18 protein-coding genes and 1 pseudogene are annotated in these 19467 nt (G+C 66.1%); 9 read left to right on the top strand and 10 right to left on the bottom strand.

From position 1 onward, the window contains the following. Positions 1-379: 379 nt before the first annotated feature. The 4 genes from LZ009_RS06180 (at position 380) to LZ009_RS06165 (ending at position 4460) form a co-directional block, all read left to right on the top strand. Positions 380-2110, top strand: coding sequence for an anti-phage protein (locus LZ009_RS06180; protein WP_275696989.1), 1731 nt, complete (start codon positions 380-382; stop codon positions 2108-2110). Between the two features lie 229 nt (positions 2111-2339). Then, the gene (locus tag LZ009_RS06175) at positions 2340-3290 is read left to right on the top strand and encodes an anti-phage phospholipase (RefSeq protein ID WP_275696988.1); all 951 of its coding nucleotides are present in this window, start codon (positions 2340-2342) and stop codon (positions 3288-3290) included. A gap of 10 nt (positions 3291-3300) precedes the next feature. Continuing rightward, complete coding sequence (locus tag LZ009_RS06170; RefSeq protein ID WP_275696987.1) at positions 3301-4194, top strand: anti-phage nucleotidyltransferase; 894 nt, start codon at positions 3301-3303, stop codon at positions 4192-4194. A 5-nt stretch (positions 4195-4199) separates the two neighbouring features. Further along, a complete protein-coding gene (locus tag LZ009_RS06165) occupies positions 4200-4460 on the top strand; it encodes a hypothetical protein (protein ID WP_275696986.1) in 261 nt (86 codons plus the stop codon). 416 nt (positions 4461-4876) lie between these two features. Here LZ009_RS06165 and LZ009_RS06160 read toward each other — a convergent pair whose 3' ends face one another. Then, positions 4877-5422, bottom strand: coding sequence for a hypothetical protein (locus LZ009_RS06160; RefSeq protein WP_275696985.1), 546 nt, complete (start codon positions 5420-5422; stop codon positions 4877-4879). A 331-nt stretch (positions 5423-5753) separates the two neighbouring features. After that, positions 5754-6236 carry a GreA/GreB family elongation factor gene (locus tag LZ009_RS06155; RefSeq protein ID WP_275696984.1) on the bottom strand — a complete coding sequence of 161 codons (483 nt, stop codon included), beginning with the start codon at positions 6234-6236 and terminating at the stop codon, positions 5754-5756. A 502-nt stretch (positions 6237-6738) separates the two neighbouring features. Here LZ009_RS06155 and LZ009_RS06150 point away from each other — a divergent pair. Then, positions 6739-7581 carry a dienelactone hydrolase family protein gene (locus tag LZ009_RS06150; protein WP_275696983.1) on the top strand — a complete coding sequence of 281 codons (843 nt, stop codon included), beginning with the start codon at positions 6739-6741 and terminating at the stop codon, positions 7579-7581. A gap of 25 nt (positions 7582-7606) precedes the next feature. Here LZ009_RS06150 and LZ009_RS06145 read toward each other — a convergent pair whose 3' ends face one another. After that, the gene (locus tag LZ009_RS06145) at positions 7607-8332 is read right to left on the bottom strand and encodes a haloacid dehalogenase type II (RefSeq protein ID WP_275696982.1); all 726 of its coding nucleotides are present in this window, start codon (positions 8330-8332) and stop codon (positions 7607-7609) included. A gap of 90 nt (positions 8333-8422) precedes the next feature. Here LZ009_RS06145 and LZ009_RS06140 point away from each other — a divergent pair, with 90 nt between their 5' ends. Then, positions 8423-8626, top strand: coding sequence for a hypothetical protein (locus tag LZ009_RS06140; RefSeq protein WP_275696981.1), 204 nt, complete (start codon positions 8423-8425; stop codon positions 8624-8626). 10 nt (positions 8627-8636) lie between these two features. On the opposite strand, the gene LZ009_RS06135 is transcribed toward LZ009_RS06140, so the two are convergent. The 5 genes and pseudogenes from LZ009_RS06135 to LZ009_RS06115 all read right to left on the bottom strand — a co-directional run bounded on the left by LZ009_RS06135 (position 8637) and on the right by LZ009_RS06115 (position 15192). After that, complete coding sequence (locus tag LZ009_RS06135; RefSeq protein ID WP_275696980.1) at positions 8637-10502, bottom strand: AI-2E family transporter; 1866 nt, start codon at positions 10500-10502, stop codon at positions 8637-8639. Positions 10503-10597: 95 nt separating this feature from the next. Next, positions 10598-11020, bottom strand: coding sequence for a GlcG/HbpS family heme-binding protein (locus LZ009_RS06130; protein ID WP_275696979.1), 423 nt, complete (start codon positions 11018-11020; stop codon positions 10598-10600). A gap of 2 nt (positions 11021-11022) precedes the next feature. Beyond that, complete coding sequence (locus LZ009_RS06125; protein WP_275697125.1) at positions 11023-12474, bottom strand: aldehyde dehydrogenase; 1452 nt, start codon at positions 12472-12474, stop codon at positions 11023-11025. A gap of 114 nt (positions 12475-12588) precedes the next feature. Beyond that, a pseudogene (locus LZ009_RS06120) lies at positions 12589-14208 on the bottom strand (thiamine pyrophosphate-binding protein); the annotation flags it as partial. 6 nt (positions 14209-14214) lie between these two features. Further along, on the bottom strand, positions 14215-15192 hold the full coding sequence (locus LZ009_RS06115; RefSeq protein WP_275696978.1) for a Bug family tripartite tricarboxylate transporter substrate binding protein: 978 nt from the start codon (positions 15190-15192) through the stop codon (positions 14215-14217). A gap of 107 nt (positions 15193-15299) precedes the next feature. Between LZ009_RS06115 and LZ009_RS06110 the strand changes: the two genes are divergently transcribed. The 3 genes from LZ009_RS06110 (at position 15300) to LZ009_RS06100 (ending at position 17733) form a co-directional block, all read left to right on the top strand. After that, on the top strand, positions 15300-16205 hold the full coding sequence (locus tag LZ009_RS06110) for a helix-turn-helix domain-containing protein (protein ID WP_275696977.1): 906 nt from the start codon (positions 15300-15302) through the stop codon (positions 16203-16205). Positions 16206-16257: 52 nt separating this feature from the next. After that, a complete protein-coding gene (locus LZ009_RS06105; RefSeq protein ID WP_275696976.1) occupies positions 16258-16815 on the top strand; it encodes a type 1 glutamine amidotransferase domain-containing protein in 558 nt (185 codons plus the stop codon). Positions 16816-17019: 204 nt separating this feature from the next. Next, positions 17020-17733, top strand: a complete 714-nt coding sequence (locus tag LZ009_RS06100; RefSeq protein WP_275696975.1) for a hypothetical protein — start codon at positions 17020-17022, stop codon at positions 17731-17733. 31 nt (positions 17734-17764) lie between these two features. On the opposite strand, the gene LZ009_RS06095 is transcribed toward LZ009_RS06100, so the two are convergent. Continuing rightward, positions 17765-18484, bottom strand: coding sequence for a Tim44 domain-containing protein (locus tag LZ009_RS06095; protein WP_275696974.1), 720 nt, complete (start codon positions 18482-18484; stop codon positions 17765-17767). Between the two features lie 168 nt (positions 18485-18652). Further along, entirely contained in the window at positions 18653-19462 is an 810-nt protein-coding gene (locus LZ009_RS06090) for an aldo/keto reductase (protein ID WP_275696973.1), read from the bottom strand. Positions 19463-19467 lie beyond the last annotated feature (5 nt).

Here is a 19467-nt window from a genome sequence, read left to right as displayed (position 1 = left end):
GCGCAATCCCTCGGATCGCGGACAAAGTTCTGCTTACTTGAGAGGTCTAAGGTGAAGGTGCCCTCGCTGCGTGAGGCGTGAGAGCACCCGGTGCCAGACAATTCGCGCCTGCGCTTAGCGACGACTGGCTCTTGTCGTCATGGACACCGGAGGATCAGAGAGCGCTGTACGTGCTGCATTAGAGTGCTCCTTCGGGTAAGGCTCCCAAGGTCCATTTAAGTCGCCTCCGATGGTCGCGAATTTCAGTTTTATTAAGCAATCACATCAGACTTGCGTTAAGCCGGCCGGCGCCTAACAAATTTGCTTGAAAAGGACTTTGCGAAGTAGACTTGCTCTCCGCCGTAGAGGACCTTCGGCGGCAGCTAGCTGAGCTTTCCATATGCCCGATCTCGTGAAGCCATCTATTTGGGCCGCACAGGAGGTGTTCCGGAACGCCTTGGAAAGACGGGCAGAGGACGTGCTTTTTGCGCTGGGAATTGAGCACCGCGTTGAGGCATTTTTGGTGGGGATAAGTAGAGGCCCCGGGGCTCGGCGGTCGATACTCGTCGAGCCGGAAATGAGTGGTCGGCCGAATGAAATGTTCACTGACGCTCGCTTGACGTTAGAAGCTGTTGCGGCTACCCAAGCGCTCAATAAGAACTCTAAAGTAGACGACGACAACGGGCGAGGGAGTGAGCTGCTAGCCTGTCAGTTGGTTCAACATACCATTCAAAGTGCCTTAACCGCTCATGACGGGACAAACCAAGTTCGCTCGTTTGCGGGTCCCGCACGCTCAGTGGGCGCCTTTTACGTAGTCCCGGTGGTCGAGCTGCCACAAGTCATTTTCTTGGACTTTCCTCCGTTCAAGCAATTCGACGGACACGATCGCTGGTTCCGTCGTGGCCCGCGTAGTCTGATCGAAGCCGCCATGCAACAGGCGCTCGATGACGCCAGCGAGGAACTCGCAAAAGAGGAGCCGGCTTCTTCCTTCAGGTACCAACGTAGCGGGCCAGAGGCGGCGAGATTGGCTGCGCATGATTTCATGCAGACAATTGCAAATGCGGTCTGCAGTACGCCGTTCTTCGGTACCTTATTCGAGAGCATCAACACGCTTTCTGCATTGTCATATGAACGGAAGGCGAGCAGCGGAGTACTACTTCTTGTCGATCCGACTCAAGACAGTGTTGATTACGCTGTCCGACTACGGTCTCCAGTTGACCTACGAGAGCTTCGATGGGCGAGAAAGCTGCTGCAGATGACAACTTCGGATCTATTCCTGGTTGCCGATGCAGAGAAGATTTATGGTTTAGGGACACCGAAGGCGGGTGGCTTGCCGGGCGTCCAGGTAACGTTTGCGGTGCACTTCCTGGATCAGTTTCATTGGGAGTTGCGGTTTGCAGGACGGGGTCTGATAAGAAGCGACTTCGGCAACCCAAGGGTTCCGAAAGACTTGGTTGACAAGGCATTGTTCTTCGACAACCTTCAGCGAATGTTTCCCGCTGCAGTTGAAGCCCATTCGCACCTGTGGAAGCTCCTACTTGAAGCGGCGCGAATCGGCCGGGGCAGCATGATCGTCATTGCCGAAGACGCAGCCTTTGAGGCCGAGCGGCTTCTAGGACAAGGTACCGCCATAGAGACCGTGCCCCTTACGACAGCTTTGTTTCATTGCGTCAGCGGCATCGACGGATCGATTCTGATTGATCCATGGGGGAATTGCTTTGCGGTTGGCGTCATTTTGGACGGCAACGCCAACTCACTGTGTACCCCTTCCCGTGGGTCGAGGTACAACTCTGGCGTCCGGTACATAAGCTCACCAACTCCCAAAAGACTTGCTATTGTTGTGTCGGACGATGGGTCAATGGACATCATTCCCCCGTTGCGCCTTCGGATCAGCCGAAGTGCGGTGGAGAGGCAACTTCAGACACTGGAACGCGCGACAATCGACGATTATCACGAGAGTAGGAATTGGTTGGACGAACGTCGCTTCTACCTGGACTTGGCACAGTGTGATCGCGCCAATGCGGCGCTCGCGCGAATTGAGTCACAAGTGCAGCAGCAAGGCCAGGTATACATAGAGTTCGATCCCTTTGTCCCGGACGAGAACATGGACCCAAGTTATTTGCTGCCTTGAGTTTTCCATGGAGCCTGCAGGCCACCTTCTCAATTGAGCTTTGAGAATTCTGTGGAGATTGCGGCGCTCAGACCTCTTCGATGATGCGTGGCCTATAGTTCGCCGGGTATCGCACGGCACAGCACCGCACCACCGCGGTAATTCTCAAGCGGAGCCGCCAATCGCTAGTCAAGCGCGCAGTTTGCGACGTTAGGCATACGCGCGTTTTTGCTTTAGCCTATGCCACACGATGGCGAAATCTGGAGAAAATGTGCCCAATTCGGATGGAGGTCTTCGGGTCCTTACGTTAGATGGTGGTGGCTCCAAAGGCTTCTACACCCTGGGCGTCCTCCATGAACTGGAAGCCATGGTCGGATGTAGATTGTGCGATCGATTCGACCTGATTTACGGCACCAGTACAGGGTCCATCATTGGTACTTTGCTCGCACTGGGCCAGTCAGTTGACCAGATACACACTCTGTACAAACAGCACGTCCCGGCAATCATGGGCGCGTGGACCCGAGACAAGAAGTCGGCAGCCCTCGCGGCGCTTGCCGATGAAGTATTCGGAAAGTACACGTTCGCTGACATGAAGACGCGCGTTGGCATAGTCGCCACTAAGTGGATGACCGAACTGCCAATGATCTTTAAAGGCGACCCTGCGCAGGCTTTCGGACGAAAAGGCTCCTTCCGCCCTGGCTTCGGAGTTTCGTTAGCCAAGGCCGTGCAGGCGTCCTGCTCCGCGTACCCGTTTTTCAATCGCACAACGGTCGTCACGGACCAGGGCGAGGAGATAGAACTGTTCGACGGGGGGTTCTGCGCGAACAACCCCACGCTTTATGCGATCGCGGACGCCGCTCACGCGATAGGCAGCGACAGGCGAAACCTCCGGGTCGTCAACGTGGGTGTCGGAGAGTTCCCGGCGAAACGAGCCAAGCCGCACGTCTGGGCCATCGGGCTGGTCATCCCCACCATCGAGCTCACTCCAAAAATTCTCGAGGTCAACACAAAGTCGATGGAGCAATTGCGCTCGCTATTGTTCAGCGACGTGCAGACTGTTCGGATCAGTGACATGTTCGATGAGCCCGCACTTGCAACTGACTTTCTCGAAAGTGACTTGGCCAAGCTGGACTTGATTCGTCAGCGAGGCAGGGACTCCTTCGCGTCCCGCGAGACGGTGCTTTCACAGATGCTGAGCTGAAGGAGGGGCAATGGCGATCCCAGAAGATCAACTGAAGACATGGTCGAAGATCGGCAGCATCGCTGGCTCTAGCCAAACGTACAATCTGGTCAAGGAGACTCTGAAAGATTCTGTAGCGCCCTATCTCGGCAAGAATTATTCCGTGTTCCTGCAAGGCTCCTACGGCAATCACACCAACATCATTGGCGAAAGCGACGTTGACATCGTCATTGCGCTCAGCGACTGCTTTCAAAGTGATCTGACCGAGCTTAGTGAGGCCGAAAAGAACGCGTGGCGCGCGGCTCACAATGACGCCACGTACACGCACGTGAACTTCAAGAGAGATGTACTAACAGTCCTGAGGAACGAGTACGGCGACCAGGTGAACGCCGGAAACAAGGCCATCTACGTGCCTCCGTCAACGGCAAGGCGACCTGCGGATGTGATCGCCGCAATCCAATTCCGCCGCTACTTCAGGTTCAACGGCGTCAATGACCAGAACTACGTCGAAGGCATCTGCTTTTACGACAAAGCGGGCACGCGCATCGCAAACTACCCTAAGCAGCATGGCGACAACATGACCGCGCGACATCAAGCGTCCGGAGAATGGCTGAAGCCGATGGTGCGAGTGTTCAAGAATGCCCGCGCCAAGCTGGTGAACGACGGGGTCATCCAAGACGGTGTCGCGCCCTCGTACTTTATTGAGGGCCTGTTGTACAACGCACCTCTTGATTGTTTCGGTACGAGTTACAGCGCGTCGTATCTGAAGGTTCTGCAGTGGATGCATGGCACTGCGGACAACGCGAACTGGATAACAGCCAACGAACAGTATTACCTGCTGCGCGACGGGTATCCGACCAGTTGGTCGACCGCGAACTATGCCGCTTTTAAGAACGCCATCATTGATCTCTGGAACGACTGGTAGGCTGAATGGAGCCGAACGAGTTCTTCCGTTCCTATGCGATGGCACTCCTCGTATGGCAGCACGTGGAGGCGGCCCTGTTCACGTTCTTCTTTGGTCTCTTCGAAAAGGGCGCGGACCTGAAGCGAGTGGGGGCGATCTACTACGCGCAGGATTCCCTTCGGCGCGAAGCTTCGCGTGGTCGAGGCCACTGCAAAGGTGGTTCTAAATCCCAAGCAGATGGCGGAGTGGAAGAGGCTCGTCAAACGCATGCAGGAGGCATCTGCTGACAGGAACGTGCTTGCGCATTTCACTGCCGTTGCGAGGGATGTTGAGAGCACGGATGTTAATCTGTTGCTGGCCCCGCTGCCTTCGTGCCAGAGGAACTTGTGCGCACCCGCAAGAAGTACGACGGCGCAGAGTGCGGACGGCTGATAGACACCTTCACGCCACTTGCCCAAGACATCAACAACTTCACGCAGCGCCGCGGCTGGCAGTTAAAAATTGTTTACGGCCAGAGAGGCCGTCGCGCGCCAAAACCCGGGGAGTGCCGTATGACGGTCGCTGTGGCCGCTTCAAGCACCCGCTGCTGCCGCCCGTCTTCGCCACGCCGATGATCCATCCACCGACAGCGCATTGGCCTGAACGGAGCCACCGGCGCAGTAGCAGCGTGATGGCTGCCTGCCACCCAAAGTAGCCAAACGCCTCACGGCGCGACCAGCCCCTGCGCAGTAATCATGCTCCGCGCGGGTGGGGCCGCCGTCCGCTCGATCCGCCCCTTGAAGCGGGCGCAGGGCAGCTTCGGCTTGCCGGTGAATTCACGCAGCACGGCGCAGCGGTCGGCATCGAGCCGCTCGCGCTCGCTCTCGTCCCAGGTCTTCCACCCCCAAGCCGCCCCGACCACGAGGCAGGCCGGCAGGAACGAGCCTCCCGAGAGGACCGACGCAGCGGCGCAGGAGGTGCCGGCGGCGCTGCCTTGCCAGCCGGCGGCGGCCATCGCATACGCTAGCGGGCGCTCGGTCTCCGGCAGGCTCTCGGCATGCTGCAAGGTCACTGCCTTGAATCCCAGGCCAAGGAGGGGCAGCAGCGGGTTGATCGGGACACCGACGGCTATGCCGACGGCCGCCGACACGCCGTCCGCGACGGCTCCGGTTCGAGCCTGCGCCCTCGCGTCCTGCGCCTGCGCCGCCCAGGCGGCGGCAGACAGGGCCGCGACCAGGACCACTCTGCGGTACGGCCAGAAGATTGCCATTGCCACTCCCCTCGCCGTGAAGTAGAGCAGCTCGCTCGCGCAGTAGCACAGGCGTTGGTCAGCGCGCCAGCACCGGCGGTCGCGCACAGCTGTGTCCGGAAGTCAAGGGTGAGCGCACGCTCCTCCGGCTCTCCAATTGACTTCAATCCCCACGCCAGCAATTGAGGTCTACCGCCTGTTCAAGCCGGCACGTCGTTCGCAGATCGTGCGAGCGGCATGCCCTGCTGCCTTTGATCCCTGCAGACGGATCGCGTGTCTCGCTTGCGCAGTGAGCACGGCAATATGGGGCATCTGCCGCGTCCGCACCCGACCCTCAGGAGTCGTTGACGGCCTATAGAACCCGCAACACCTCAAACTGCTGTCGGTTTGGAGCGCCCTGTAGCGATACCTCATCACCCTCGCATTTGCCCAACAGGGCGATGCCCAAAGGGGCTACGCTGCTGATGACCTGAACGAGCTGGGTGCCGCTGACCAACTTCATGCTGCCCCCATCCGGGCCGAGAAAGACGTGTTGCTGCTTGTCGTCGGCATCGACCAGGCAGACCAGCGCGCCGAGCTGTATCCCTTTTCTGGCGTCGTAGGGACGCGGGCGGAATTGCCGCCAATGGGCCAATGCCTGGCGGATCGCTTCGGCGCGCCGAACCTGGCCGGTGACCAGGTAGGCGGCTTCGAGTCCCAACGTGTCGTACTTGTTTTCGGCGATGTTCTCTTCATGAGTCGCCGTTTCATGGGCCGCCCGCACTGCCTGTTCGGCTTGCAGCAGGTCTTCGGCGAGCCGTTGCACCACCTGCTGTTGCAGGAAGAATTTATCCATGACGAAAGGTAGGCATCTCGAACAGGCGGGGGCAGGCCTTGATTATGAAGGGCTCACCAGCCGTGGACCTGGCCGGAAGCAGACCCTGCAAACAGGTGCTTCCAGAAGGCGTAAGGTGTGCGCCGAAGGAGCGCACCATGGCAGACACCATCGAACCCCTGGTCGCCGACCTCGTCGAGTGGATCGGACGGGGGCGCAGGTACACGGAAGTGATGGACGCGTGGAAGACGTCGTGCCCGCGCCTTCCCATTTGGGAGGAAGCAAACGCGCGAGGGCTGTTGGCCCGCCACCGTGACGCGTACGGAACCGAGTGGGTGCAACTCACACGGGCGGGCCACGATCTTCTGCAGGCACGCTTGCGAACTTAGCGCCAGCGCAGCAGGTCAAGTACGTCAAGGATCGCCTGGGTGACCGCAGCCGGCTGATCGATCTGGATGTAATTACGTGATCCCTGCCCCGAAGCAGACATACTACGCACCCGATCTTCAAGGAGCCCCCCGACATGTGCGACGTGAACGACCAGGAAGAACTCAAGAAGTACACCCGCCGCGATTTCGCCGCGTGGACAGCATCCGCAGCCTTGCTGACGGCTCTCCCCAGCGTGGCCAACGCGGTGGCCGTGGCCGAGCGTGAAGTAACGATCACTACCCCCGACGGAACTTGTGACGCCTACTTCGTCGCGCCGACTGCCGGTGCGGCGCCCGCCGTGCTGGTGTGGCCCGACATCTTCGGCCTGCGCCCCGCCTTCCGGCAGATGGGGCGCCGCCTCGCCGAGTCGGGCTACAGCGTGCTGGTGGTGAACCCGTTCTACCGGCAGAAGAAGGCGCCGACCGCGCCGCAGGGCGGCAAGACGCCCATCGCCGAAGTGATGCCGCTGATGCAGGCGCTCACGCCCGCCATGCACCTGAGCGACGGCAAGGCCTTCGTCGCCTGGCTCGATGCCCAGCCCGAAGTGGACAAGGCACGCAAGATCGGCACCACCGGCTACTGCATGGGCGGGCCGATCGCCGTGCGCACCGCCGTCGCCGCGCCGGGTCGCGTCGGCGCCGTCGGCACCTTCCACGGCGCCGCCATGGTGACCCCGGCGCCCGACAGCCCGCACCGGCTGGTCGCCCAGACGAAGGCGAGCTACCTCATCGCCGTGGCGGAGAACGACGATCAGAAGGATCCTCAGGCCAAGGTCATGCTGCGCGAAGCGCTGGCCACCGCCAAGCTGCCGTCGGAGGTCGAGGTCTACCCGGCCGCCCACGGCTGGTGCCCGCCGGACTCGCAGGTCTACGACGCCGCGCAGTCGGAACGGGCCTGGGCGAGGATGCTGGCCACGTTCCAGCAAGCGCTGGCCTGACGGGTCGCGCGCCCTGGCCGGCCGTTCACGCCGGCCCAGGCGCCAACAGGTCCGCCAGCGCCAGCAGGTTCGTGCAATGGAGATCGTTGCCCGGCCGCGGTGACACGTCCTTCGGATGCGCCGCGCCGAATTCGAGCGGGCGCTCGATGTACGCGGTGCGCAGGCCGCAGGCCCGGGCACCTTCCAGGTCGTCATGGTGCGCGGCCACGAGCATCACCTCTTCGGGCCGCAGGTCGAAGACGCGCGCGACGCCCAGGTAGGCCGCCGGGTCCGGCTTGTAGGCACGGAACACTTCGGCGGAGAGAATGCAGTCCCAGGGCAGGCCGGCACGCTTGGCCATGTCGGTCAGCAGCCCGATGTTGCCGTTGGACAGCGAGCAGATGGTGAAGCGGCGCTTCAGGCGCGCCAGTCCCTCGACGCTGTCGGGCCACGCATCCAGCCGGTGCCACACGCGGTTGAGGTGCACGCGCTGCGCCTCGTCGAGCGCTGCGAGGCCGAAACGCGGGAGGATGTCGTCCAGGATCATCCGGTGCAGCTCGTCGATGCGCGTCCATCCCAGCTCCCCCCGCATCACGCGCGCCATCGCCGGCTTGTAACCTTCACGCCAGGCCAGCGCGAAAGCGCTGCCGTCCACGCCAGGGTGGAGCGCGGCCATCTCGCGCACGATGCTGCCGTGCCAGTCGACGACGGTGCCGAAGATGTCGAAGGCCAGGACGCGCACGCCGGCGGCGAGATCGGAGGGCAGGATCATGGGCACCAGTCTATCGGGATGATGCGCTCCCTTCCGACGTCGTACGGTGGATGGAAGCCGATCATGGGACGATAGCCAGGAGCCCGACCCATGCCGCACGGAAAAAAATCGGCACCCGCCGACCAGCCAAAGGACCCGCGCACACCTACGGTGCGCCCGGAGGCCGAAGCCCGGGCTCGGGCCGCGGCCCACAAGCTGCACAGTGGCAGCGGGAATTTCGGCAAGGCACGCAAGGTCCCGTTCGGCCCGGTGGGCGGCTCGGGACGCAAGACCAACCTGTCGCGCTCCTCCTGAGACGCGGGCCCTAGGACGCCGGCTCGCGCAGGGCCAGCACGAACGCCACCACCTCGGAATACGAACGCACGACCAGATCGACCGGGCCGCGCACCAGCATCTCGTCGGTCAGGCCTTCCTGGTACGGCGGCTTCACCGTCAACACCATCGCGTAAGGGTAGGCGTCGCGCACCTTGAGCGAGGCCGACTGCCACGCGGCGTGGTCCTCCTTCAGCGGATAGGCGAGCACCACCGTGGAAACGAGCGCGGAGCCGCTGCCCGCGGTCAGGCCGGGCGGGCTGCCGCCATAGTCCCAGCCGGCGTCCACCGAGATGCTCTTGGACTCGATGCCCTCGTCACGCAGCGCCTGGGCGAGCAGTTCGCCCATCAGCTCGTCGCGGTCGTTGCCGAGCCCGGCGCAGAGCACCAGCGACGAGTCCAGCTCTGCGCGCGAGCCCGGCCAGACGCTCAGGCGTGTCTCGCGCATCTGCCGCAGGTGGGCGCCGATGTCGGCATCCAGCAGCGAGGAGGAGCGGCGCCTGCGGCTCGCGTCGACCGCGTTCGAGGTGCGGGCCAGCGCCTCGGCCGCCTGGCGGATGCTGGTGCGCACGCGCTCCTGCTGCTCCTTGCCGATGCGCGCCTGCCGCGCGTCCGCCGAGGCCAGCGCGAGCGCCGGCAGCACGACCTGGTCGCAATAGCGCGCGAAGTTGCTGCGCCGCAGGTACGGGCGCCCTGCCGTCACGATGTTCTGCGGGTCGCCCGACAAGGCCTGCTGGTACAGGCGCAAGCCCTCCGACAGGCCCGGAGTCTCGCCGAAGACGACGGTGATCGGCTCCAGGGCGCGGATGTAGCGCCCCGCCACCACGAGGCACAGCGTCATCGGCGTGGACAGCAGCAGGCCCAGCGGTCCCCACACCGAGCCCCAGAAGATCGCGGAGAGCACCACGCCCAGCGGCGCGAGCCCCGCCGTGTGCCCGTACACCTGCGGTTCCACGAAGTGCGCCACCACGCCCGACAGGACGAGGAAGCAGCCGATGCTCCAGAACATCAGCGACCAGCCGGGATCGACCGCTGCGGCGAAGCCGGCGATCGCGACCCCGGCGCCGAGCGCGCCCACGTACGGCACGAACCTCGACAGCGCACCCAACGCGCCCCACAGCGCGGGATTGGGGATGCCGACGATCCACAAGGCCAGCCCCAGCACCACGCCGAAGGTGGTGTTCACGACGAACTGCGAGAACAGGTAGCGCGAGACGCCCTGGGCGGCGTCCTCGATGGCCTGGATGGTTCCGCCGACCTCGGCTTCCCCGGCAAGCCGGATCACGCGCTCCCGGATGGTTTCGTGGCCCAGCAGGATGAAGACCAGCAGCACCAGCACCATCCCGGCCTTGGACAGCGGGCTCCACAGGGACGACAGGAACGCGGCGGTGGCGTCGCTGCGCGACAACGAGGCTTCCGTTCCCGGCGCGATAACTGCGGCGCCGGCGCGGGCGTTCGGCAGGCGCGGCGCCTGCGCTTCCGGAACCACCTCGCCGATGTCCGAGCGGATCCTTTCCAGCGGCCGGATGATCACGTCGCGCGCCCGTTGCAGCTTGCTGCGGACCGCCTGCCTGTACTGCGGCATGTCGCTCGCCACGTCGACGAACTGCGAGGTGAGGAAGAGGCCCGCCAGGACGATGCCCGCGGTGGCCAGCAGGACGGAAATCGCCGCGCCCGCGGCATGCCCGAGCCCCTTGCGGGCCAGCCGGCGCTTGAGCGGGGCCAGCACGAGGCTGAGGACGCCGGCCAGCGCCAGCGGCGCCAGCACTTCGCGTCCGACGTACAGCAGGGCCACGACGCACGTGGCGGCGATGATGCGCGCGGCACCGGAAGACGGAGCGGAAGGGATGGGGCGCATGGCGTATCGGCTGCTCCAGGGCCGGGTCTGGGGTATCTGGGTCGAGGATACCTGCTGGAGCCCCTTCGCTGGGCCCCGCCACCGCGAATTTCGGTTCAGCCCGAAACCAGCCCCGCGGCCTGCACGCCGGCCATGCAGATGGCCTCATCCTCATCGCCGGTGCCGCCGCTGGCACCGACCGCCCCGATCAGGTTGCCGGCGGCGTCCTTGATCACCACCGCACCGGTCTGGGGCAGGAACTTGCCTTCCGCCGTGGCGGCGAGCGACACGAAGAAGTTCGGGTTGCCCTTCGCGCGCTCGCCCAGCACGCGGCTCGACACGCCCATGCCCACCGCCCCCCAGGCCTTGGCACGCGCGATGTCGAAGCGGAACATGCTCGCGCCGTCCTCGCTGGCAAAGGCCTTCAGGTTGCCGGCGGCATCGAGCACCGCGATCCCCATGGGCTGGTAGCCGGACTCCTTGGACTTGGCGAGGGCGGCGGAGATGATCCGGTTGGCTTGGGAAAGAGTGATGGACATGTTCAGAAGGGATAGTGACGCGGGGTCGTCTGGATCGTAATCCAGCGCAATTCGGTGAAGGCCTCGATGCCGGCCTTGCCGCCGAAGCGGCCGTAGCCGGAGTCCTTGACGCCGCCGAAAGGCATCTGCGCCTCGTCGTGCACCGTGGGCCCGTTGACGTGGCAGATGCCGGACTCGATGCGGCGCGCGACGCCCATCGCCCGCGCGATGTCGCGGCCGAACACGGCCGCCGAGAGGCCATAAGGGTTGTCGTTGGCGCATTCCACCGCCGCCTCGACGCCTTGCACCCGCACCACGGGCTTGACGGGACCAAAGCTTTCCTCGTGGTAGATGCGCATCGCGGAAGTCACGTGGTCCAGCACGGTGGCCGGCATCAAGGTGTTCTCCGACTTGCCGCCGCACACCAGCTTGGCGCCCTTGGCGAGAGCGTCGTCGATCAGCGCGTTGCAGCGTTCCACCGTTCCCATGTCGACCACCGAGCCGAGCACCACCGGCCCCTTGCGCGGATCGCCCAGCGGCAGGCCGACGGCGCGCGCGGCGAGCTTGGCAACGAAGGTGTCGGCCACTTTCTCGTCGACCACGATGCGTTCGGTCGACATGCAGATCTGGCCGGAGTTGGCGAAGGCGCCGAAGATCGCGCCGTTGACGGCGGCATCGAGGTCGGCGTCGTCCAGCACCACCATGGGCGCCTTGCCACCGAGTTCCAGCACCACCGGCTTCAGGTACTTGGCGCAGGTCTGCGCGATGATCTTGCCGACCTTGGTGGAGCCGGTGAAGTTGACGCGCTTGACGGCCGGATGCGCCACCATCGCCTCCACCACTTCGGCCGCATCGGCCGGGGCGTTGGTGACGAAGTTGACCACGCCGGCCGGCAGGCCCGCGTCCTGCAGCGCCTGCACGATCAGGCCGTGCGTGGCGGGGCACAGCTCGGAGCCCTTGAGCACCACGGTGTTGCCGCAGGCGAGCGGTGTGGCGATGGCGCGCACGCCCAGGATCACCGGGGCGTTCCAGGGCGCGATGCCCAGCACCACGCCGGCCGGAACGCGCAGGCCCATCGCCAGCGAACCCGGCACGTCGGACGGGATCACTTCGCCGCCGATCTGCGTGGTGAGCGACGCGGCTTCCTGCAGCATGCCCGCGGCCAGGTGCGCGTTGAAGCCGGCCCAGGGCGCGGCGGCACCGGTCTCGGCAGCCATCGCGGCGACGAACCTGGGCGTCAGCGCTTCCAGCGCGGCGGACGCCTTCAGCAGCAGGCCGCGGCGCTCGCCCGGGCCCATCGCGGACCAGGCGGGGAAGGCCTTGGCCGCGGCCTCCACCGCCGTCAGCGCATCCTGCGCGGTGGCGGCCGGCGCGCGCGTCGCCACGCTGCCATCGAGCGGGTTGCGCCGCTCGAAGGTCTTGCCGCTGGCGGAAGCGGTCTGTTCGCCGCCGATCAGCATGCGGATGTCGTTCATGGTGTTCTCCTTGCGAGGGGTGGGACGCGTGAGCGCGTCGAAGCCGTAGCGGTTCATGCTGCCGAAGAGCGGCATGGCGGGATGGGGCAGGAACTTGGTGCGGCAGTCCAGCACCGCGGGCAGTCCCGAGGCGAGCGCACGCTCGAGCGCGGGGGCCACGTCGTCGGCGCGCGTGACCACTTCGCCGTGGCAGCCGAAGCCGCGCGCGATGGCGGCGTAGTCGGTGTCTTCCAGCGCGGTGCCCATCTCGAAATCGAGCGCCATGCGCTGGCCGGCGCGGATGATGCCCCAGGCCGCGTTGTTGTGGATGATGTTGACCACCGGCAGCTTGTGCCGCCGTGCCGTGTCGAGCTCGTTCAGCGTGAAGCCGAAGGAGCCGTCGCCGGTGATGTTGACCACCGCCTTGCCGGGCTGCTGCAGTTGCAATGCCAATGCGTACGGCAGGCCGAAGCCCAGGTGGCTCATGCCGGGCTCGTGGAAGCGCGTGCGCACCTCGTGCGCCGGCGTGAGGTCGTTGCTCCAAAAGGTGGTGTGGCCGCCGTCGTAGACCGCCAGCGCGTCCTTCGGCAAGGCAGATGCGATCGCCTGCGCCAGCGCTGCCGGGTGCATGGTCTCTTCGCGGTCGCCGGCCATGATCGCCAGCTTGGCGTCGTAGCGCGCGCGCACGGCGCGGATGCGGTCCAGCCAGCCGTCTTCGACAGACAGTTCCGGCGACGCGCCCAATGCGGCCAGCAGGTCGGCCAGCGCCAGCTTCGCATCGGCCAGCATCGCCACTTCGTGCGCCACGGGCGCGCCGAGCGCTGCCGGATCGGTGTTGATGCTGATCACGCGGTGCTTGCGCCGCGCGTACGGGCCGCGCTCGTCCCACATCCACGACGAATGGCGGCAGCCGATGCTGACGATGACGTCGGCCTGCTCGAAGGCCTGCTTCACCGCCTCGCCCGCGATCAGGCCGCCGTGGCCGATGAAGTGCGGGCTGGCGGTCGGGATCACGCCCAGCGCCATCTGCGTCGGCAAGGCCGGTGCGTTCAAACGCTGCGCGAGTTCGCGCACCAGCGGCGCGGCGCCGGCCGCCACCACGCCGCCGCCGGCCACCACCAGGGGACGCTTCGCCGCACGCAGCAGTTCGAGCGCCGCAGCCACTGCGTCTGCGGCAGGCCGCGAACCGGACACGGCGCGATAGTGCTGCGGCAGCAAGTCGAATTCGTCGTCGGCGAATGTGCAGGTGCCGGAGAGCACGTCCTGCGGGATGTCCAGGTGCACCGGGCCCGGCCGCCCGCTCAACGCTTCGCGGAAGGCGCGCCGCACCAGCTCCGGCATGCGACGCCCGTCATGGACCGTGCAATTCCATTTGGTGATCGGCTTGGTCACCGCGCAGGTGTCCAGGTCCATGAACATGCCGCTGTGCGGATAGGCCGCGGCGCGATGCTGGTTGGAAGTAATCGCCAGCAGCGGCAGGTTGTTGTTGAAGGCCACGCCCAGGCCGGACGCCATGTTGAGACCGCCCGGCCCCATCTCGCCCAGCGCCACCGCCATGCGGCCGGAGCCCGCATTCACCGCGGCGGCCATCATGGGACCGGCGGCTTCGTGCCGCACGCCCACGAAGCGCATGCGCGGCTCCTGCGCGATCGCATGCAGCAGCGGCGACAGCTTGCCGCCGACGATGCCGAAAGCGAATTGGACGGACTCCCCCGCCAGGACGCGCACCAAAGCCTGCGCGCCGGTCAAATACATCAAGGGCTACTCCTCCGCGGTGAAGCCGGTCGCCTTGGCGATGGCCGCCCAGCGGGTCGCGTCCTCGCGCAGCATCCTGGCGAACTCCTCGGGCGACTGGTGCACCGGCTGCAGTCCGTTGGTGGCAAGGCTGTCGATCAGGTCCTGCTGCGACAGGCCTTCGCGCACGAACCGGTTGAGGCTGCGCACCGTGTCCTGCGGCGTCTTCGCCGGCAGGAACAGGCTCAGGTACTCCATCATCGCGATGTCCTTGTAGCCCTGCTCCACCATCGTCGGCACCTCGGGCAGGAAGCCCGAGCGCTGCGGCGTGGTGACGGCCAGCGCGCGCAGCTTGCCCGAGCGCACGTGCGGCAGCACTTCGCCCAGCACGTTGAAGCTCACGGGCACCTGGCCGCCCAGCACGTCCTGCAGCAGCGGCGCGCCGCCGCGGTAGGCGACCGCGTTGAGGTCGATGCCGGCGGACTGCTTGAGCATCATCCCGGCGAAGTGCAGCGCCGAACCGGCGGCGGGAATGCCGTAGTTGGCCAGCTTGGGATTGGCCTTGGCCCACTTCACGTAGTCGGCCACGGTCTTGATCTCCGCCGGCAGGCCGGGGCCCGCGGTGAAGACGAAGGCGTAGCTCACCATCGTGGTCACCGGGATGAAATCGGCGAAGGGGTCGTAGTTCAGCTTCTTGTAGATGCTGGGGTACAGCACCATCGGCGAGCTGGGGATCTGCAGGATGGTCAGGCCGTCGGGATTGGCGCGCTTGACGTACTCCACCGCGATGCGGCCGCCGGCGCCCGGCTTGGCTTCCACCAGCACGTTGCTCGCGTACTTGCCGCGCAGCTTCTCCGTGAGCGGACGCGCGACGTAGTCGCCCATGCCGCCGGCCGGGAAGCCGGAAATGAAGAAGGCGTTGCCCGGCAATTGGGCGCGCGCGCCGCCTAAGGCGCCGAGGGCGGCCAGGCCGGCGCCGGCCTGCAGCAGTTGTCTCCTGTCCATCGCTTGTCTCCTGTAATGGCTGGATCATGGCCCGCCCGCTGCCGGCGGGAAATGGAGGAAACGTGCCGGGTGCTGCACTTTTCCGGCATCGGGTGACAATGCGGTCCATGAAACAGGCCGCTTCGCCCCTGCTGCTGGTTCCCTTCACGGAAGTCCGGCACGACCAGCCCGACGACTGCCTGCACTACGAACAGGTGGCCGTGCGCGGCGAGGAGATGGACTGGACGATTCCGGCCCACCGCCACGAAGCGCTGCACCAGTTCCAGCTGCTCGAGCGCGGCGCGGTGCGCGGTGCCATCGACGGCCAGTCCTTCGAGGCGGAAGCGCCGGCCTTGCTGATGCTGGCGCCCGGCTCGGTGCATGGCTTCACCTACACACGCGACGTGGTCGGCCACCAGGTCACCCTGCCGACGGCCACGCTGCGCCAGCTGCTGGGCGCCAACAGCCTGGCGCAGTCGGCGCTTGGCACGTCCTTCGTGCGCAGCGGCGCCGAGCTGGCCGGCGCCGACCGCGAATGCGCGCGCACCTTCGCCACGCTCGGCCGCGAGTTCCAGTCGCATGCACCCGGCCGCGTGCAGGCCTTGCTGGCCCACGCCACGCTGCTGGCGGTCGCGTTCCTGCGCTGCCGCGGCGAGCAGGAGGCAAGTGGCCGTGCGCAAGCGCTGCCCGACACGCTGGTGCGGCGCTATCGCGCGTTGCTGGAAGCGCATTACCGCAGTCCGCAGGCACTGGCCTTCTATGCGCAGGCGCTGGACGTCACCGCCGATCACCTCAGCCGCATCTGCCGCAAGGTCACGGGCGAGTCCGCGCTCGACTTGCTGAACGGCCGGCGTATGCTGGAGGCGCGGCGCCTGCTGGCCTACACGCCGATGCCGGTGGCCGAGGTGGCGCGCGAGCTGGGCTACGAGGACCCGGCGTACTTCACGCGCTTCTTCACGCGGCATGTGGGCGATACGCCGAGCGGATACCGGCAGGCAGTGGCCGCCGGCGTTCGCGACGCGGCGAGCACCTAGTCAACACAGCGGCGCGTGCCGGTGCTACCGTTACGCCAAGGAGTAACGGTTCATGGCCCAGCAGCAGCAGCAAACCCTTTCCGGCCGCAAGGTCGCCATCCTCACCACCGACGGCTTCGAGCAGGTCGAGCTGACCGGCCCGCGCGATGCGCTGCAGGCCGCCGGCGCCACCACCACCATCGTCGCGATGAACCCCGGCCAGGTGCAGGGCTTCCACCACGACAAGCCGGCCGACAAGTTCGATGTCGGCCTGACTCTCGCGCAGGCCAAGCCGGACGACTTCGACGCGGTGTTGCTGCCCGGCGGCGTGATGAACGCCGACAAGCTGCGCAACAGCCAGCATGCGCAGGAGTTCGTGCAGGCCATGCAGAAGGCCGGCAAGCCGATCGCGGCGATCTGCCATGCACCCTGGCTGCTGATCTCTGCCGGCCTGGTGAAAGGCCGCAAGATGACCAGCTGGCCCTCGCTGCAGGACGACCTGCGCAACGCGGGCGCGCAGTGGGTGGACGAGGAAGTGGTGAAGGATGGGAACTGGGTGACGAGCAGGAAGCCGGCGGACATTCCGGCGTTCAGCAAGGCGGCGATCGAATTGATCGCCGCCAGGAAATAAGCCGTTCCCGCGGCCGCTCAAGCCTGACGCAATTGCACGGCTGACAGGCGTGCCGCCAGACGACGAGTAGCAGTGAACCGGCAGCGTCGACTTGCACCGACACCGACTCCGGCCGCCGGCCTACACGGCCTGCCACGCAGCGTTCAGCGTGCGTTCATCCGCCCGCGCTTAGCCTGTCTCCATCGCATCCAAAGGAGACAGTTCATGAAATCGACTCTACACGGCAAGGTCGCCGCCGCAGTGTTCCTGCTGGCGCCGCTGGGCGTCGCCATGGTGGCCCAACCGGCTGCCGCACAGCAGTACCGGGTGGTGCAGAGCCGCCAGGGCACCATCAATGGAATGACCGTCGACTCGGACGCCGGCCTGCGGCCGGGGTCCACGCTGCGCATCTCGGTTCGCGCTACGCCGGGCGCCCGCTTTGCGGCCCTGTCACTGTCGGACGCCATCAAGGTCCCCCTGCGCGAGCGTTCGCCGGGCGAGTACGTGGGTTCGTATGTGATCCGTCGCAGCGACCGCATCGACCCGACCCGCCAGATGAAACTGCGCGCAGGCTGGGGTGAGGGCCCGGTGGTCGTTGCCTACAACTATCCGGCTGCCCTGCAGGCCCAGGCCATGGGCGCCGCCCCCGCGAGCGCGATGGTGAACAGGTTCGCCATGTGGCCGCGCGCAGAGCGCCTGGAACCGGGCCGCGAAGTGCACTTTCGCGTCGAAGGCACGCCCAACGCGCGTGCCGCCGTGCGCGTGCCGGGCGTCGTCGACTGGCTGCAGCTGCGGGAGGAAAGCCCAGGCACCTACGTCGGCAGCTACACCGTTCGCCAGCGCGACAACCCCGATGCTTTCGGCGATGCGACGGCGGTCCTTCGCGCCGGCGAGCAGCGCGTGATGGCGCACGTGGACGCGCGCGGCTACAACCGCTGATCCGGTAGCTGCGTCCCCTTCGCAACGCAGCTCAGGAGATCGGCGGCGCCGGCTGGATGCCGGCCAGCATCCAGCCGCTGCGGCTGGCGCGCGGCTTGGTGAAGTGCCAGGTTTCATCCAGGTCCTGCGGCACCTCGCTGGCCTGCCCGCGCACCCGGCCGGTGAAGCGGACGCTGACCACATGCTCGCCCGCCAGATCGGCGGCATCGACCACCTGCGCCTCCAGGCCGAACACCTGGGTCTGTTGCACGGCGCCACGCCGCGTGCGCCACCCTGCCTGCGCCGCGTCGAACATCGCAGGGATCAGGCATTCGCGAAGCCGCTGCAAGTCGCCTTCGTCGTTGGCCAGCTGCAGGGCCTCGAACTGCTCCTTGGCGCTGCGCGTGCCTCCCGAGAGGCGACTGCTGTCGGCCGCACCGGGACCCTCGGCCATGGCGGCAGCACCAAACGCCACGCGGCGCACGATGAACCGGATGCCGGCGAGCAGCGCCAGGGCGGTCGCCGCGGCAGCCGCCATGGCGGCGAGCGCGTCGTCGAAACCGAGAGACACGGCGAGGGAGGCCAGGGCCAGGCCGGCTGCGAGCCCCGCGAGCGGCTCGACCCACTTGCTTCTCGCCCTTGCCGCTCCGCCACGCGCTTGCATTGCCGCCAAGGCAGGGGCCGCCAGCTGCAGGCCCGTGCCTTCGGCGCCGCCCAGGCGCGAAGATGGCGTCGTCGCGACGTCGCCGCCTGCCGTCACCGGCGACTGCATGGTGTTCCAGGAAGCCTGGCGAGGGGGGGATGGATGGCCTGCATTGCAGCACCTCGGGTTGGTGCGATGACAGACGGGAAGACCGCGATCGCGGTCTCCTGGCACGAGAATGGAGCCGCTCTGGTCCAGCTCCCGATTATGGACCTTCCGCGCGAAGGCGGAACGGCCTCACCAGTCCTTGTCCCGCCAAAACTCCAAGCCCGGGATGTTGCCCATCCCCGCCTGCACGTTCTGCGCCATGTGCTCCGCATTCCCGCTGCCCGGAATCACGCAGGTCACGGCCGGGTGAGCCAGGGCAAACTTCAGCAGAACTTGCGGCCAAGTCGTGCAACCGATGCCGCCAGCCCAGGACGGCAAGGGCTGGCCCCGCAAGCTGCGCAGCAAGCGCCCACCGCCGAAAGGCATGTTGACCAGCACGGCCACGCCGCGCTCGGAGGCCAGCGGCAGCAGGCGCTCGGCGGCCTGGCGGTCTTCCATCGAGTAGTTGATCTGCAGGAAGTCGAGCGGCTCCGCCCGCAGCACGGCCTCCACTTCCGCATAGTGCGCGGCCGTGTAATGGCTGATGCCGATGTAGCGCACCCGGCCCGCCGCCTTCCACTGCCGCAGCGTCGCCAGCTGGTTCTTCCAGTCGACCAGGTTGTGCACCTGCAGCAGGTCGAGCGTGCCGGCCCGCATCAGGCGCAGCGAGTCTTCCATCTGCCGGATGCCGGCGGCGCGGCCCGTGGTCCAGACCTTGGTGGCCAGGAAGGCGCGGCTGCGCTGGCCCGATGCGGCGAGCAACTCGCCCACCGCCGCCTCGGCCTTGCCGTACATGGGCGAGCTGTCGACGACGCTGCCACCCGCGGCGAACAGGGCTTCCAGCACGCCGGGCAGGCGCCCGAACTCGGGCGTGCCGGGCGCGCGGTCGAAGCCGATGTAGGTGCCGCAGCCGATCACGGGCAGCAGCTCTCCGGTGGAGGGGATGGCGCGCGTCTGCATCGCGC

The sequence above is a fragment of the Ramlibacter paludis genome (assembly GCF_022012305.1).
Lineage (GTDB): Bacteria > Pseudomonadota > Gammaproteobacteria > Burkholderiales > Burkholderiaceae_C > Ramlibacter > Ramlibacter paludis.
The sequence above is the reverse complement of the archived record's forward strand: the minus strand, read 5'-3'. Positions and strand labels throughout refer to the sequence as shown.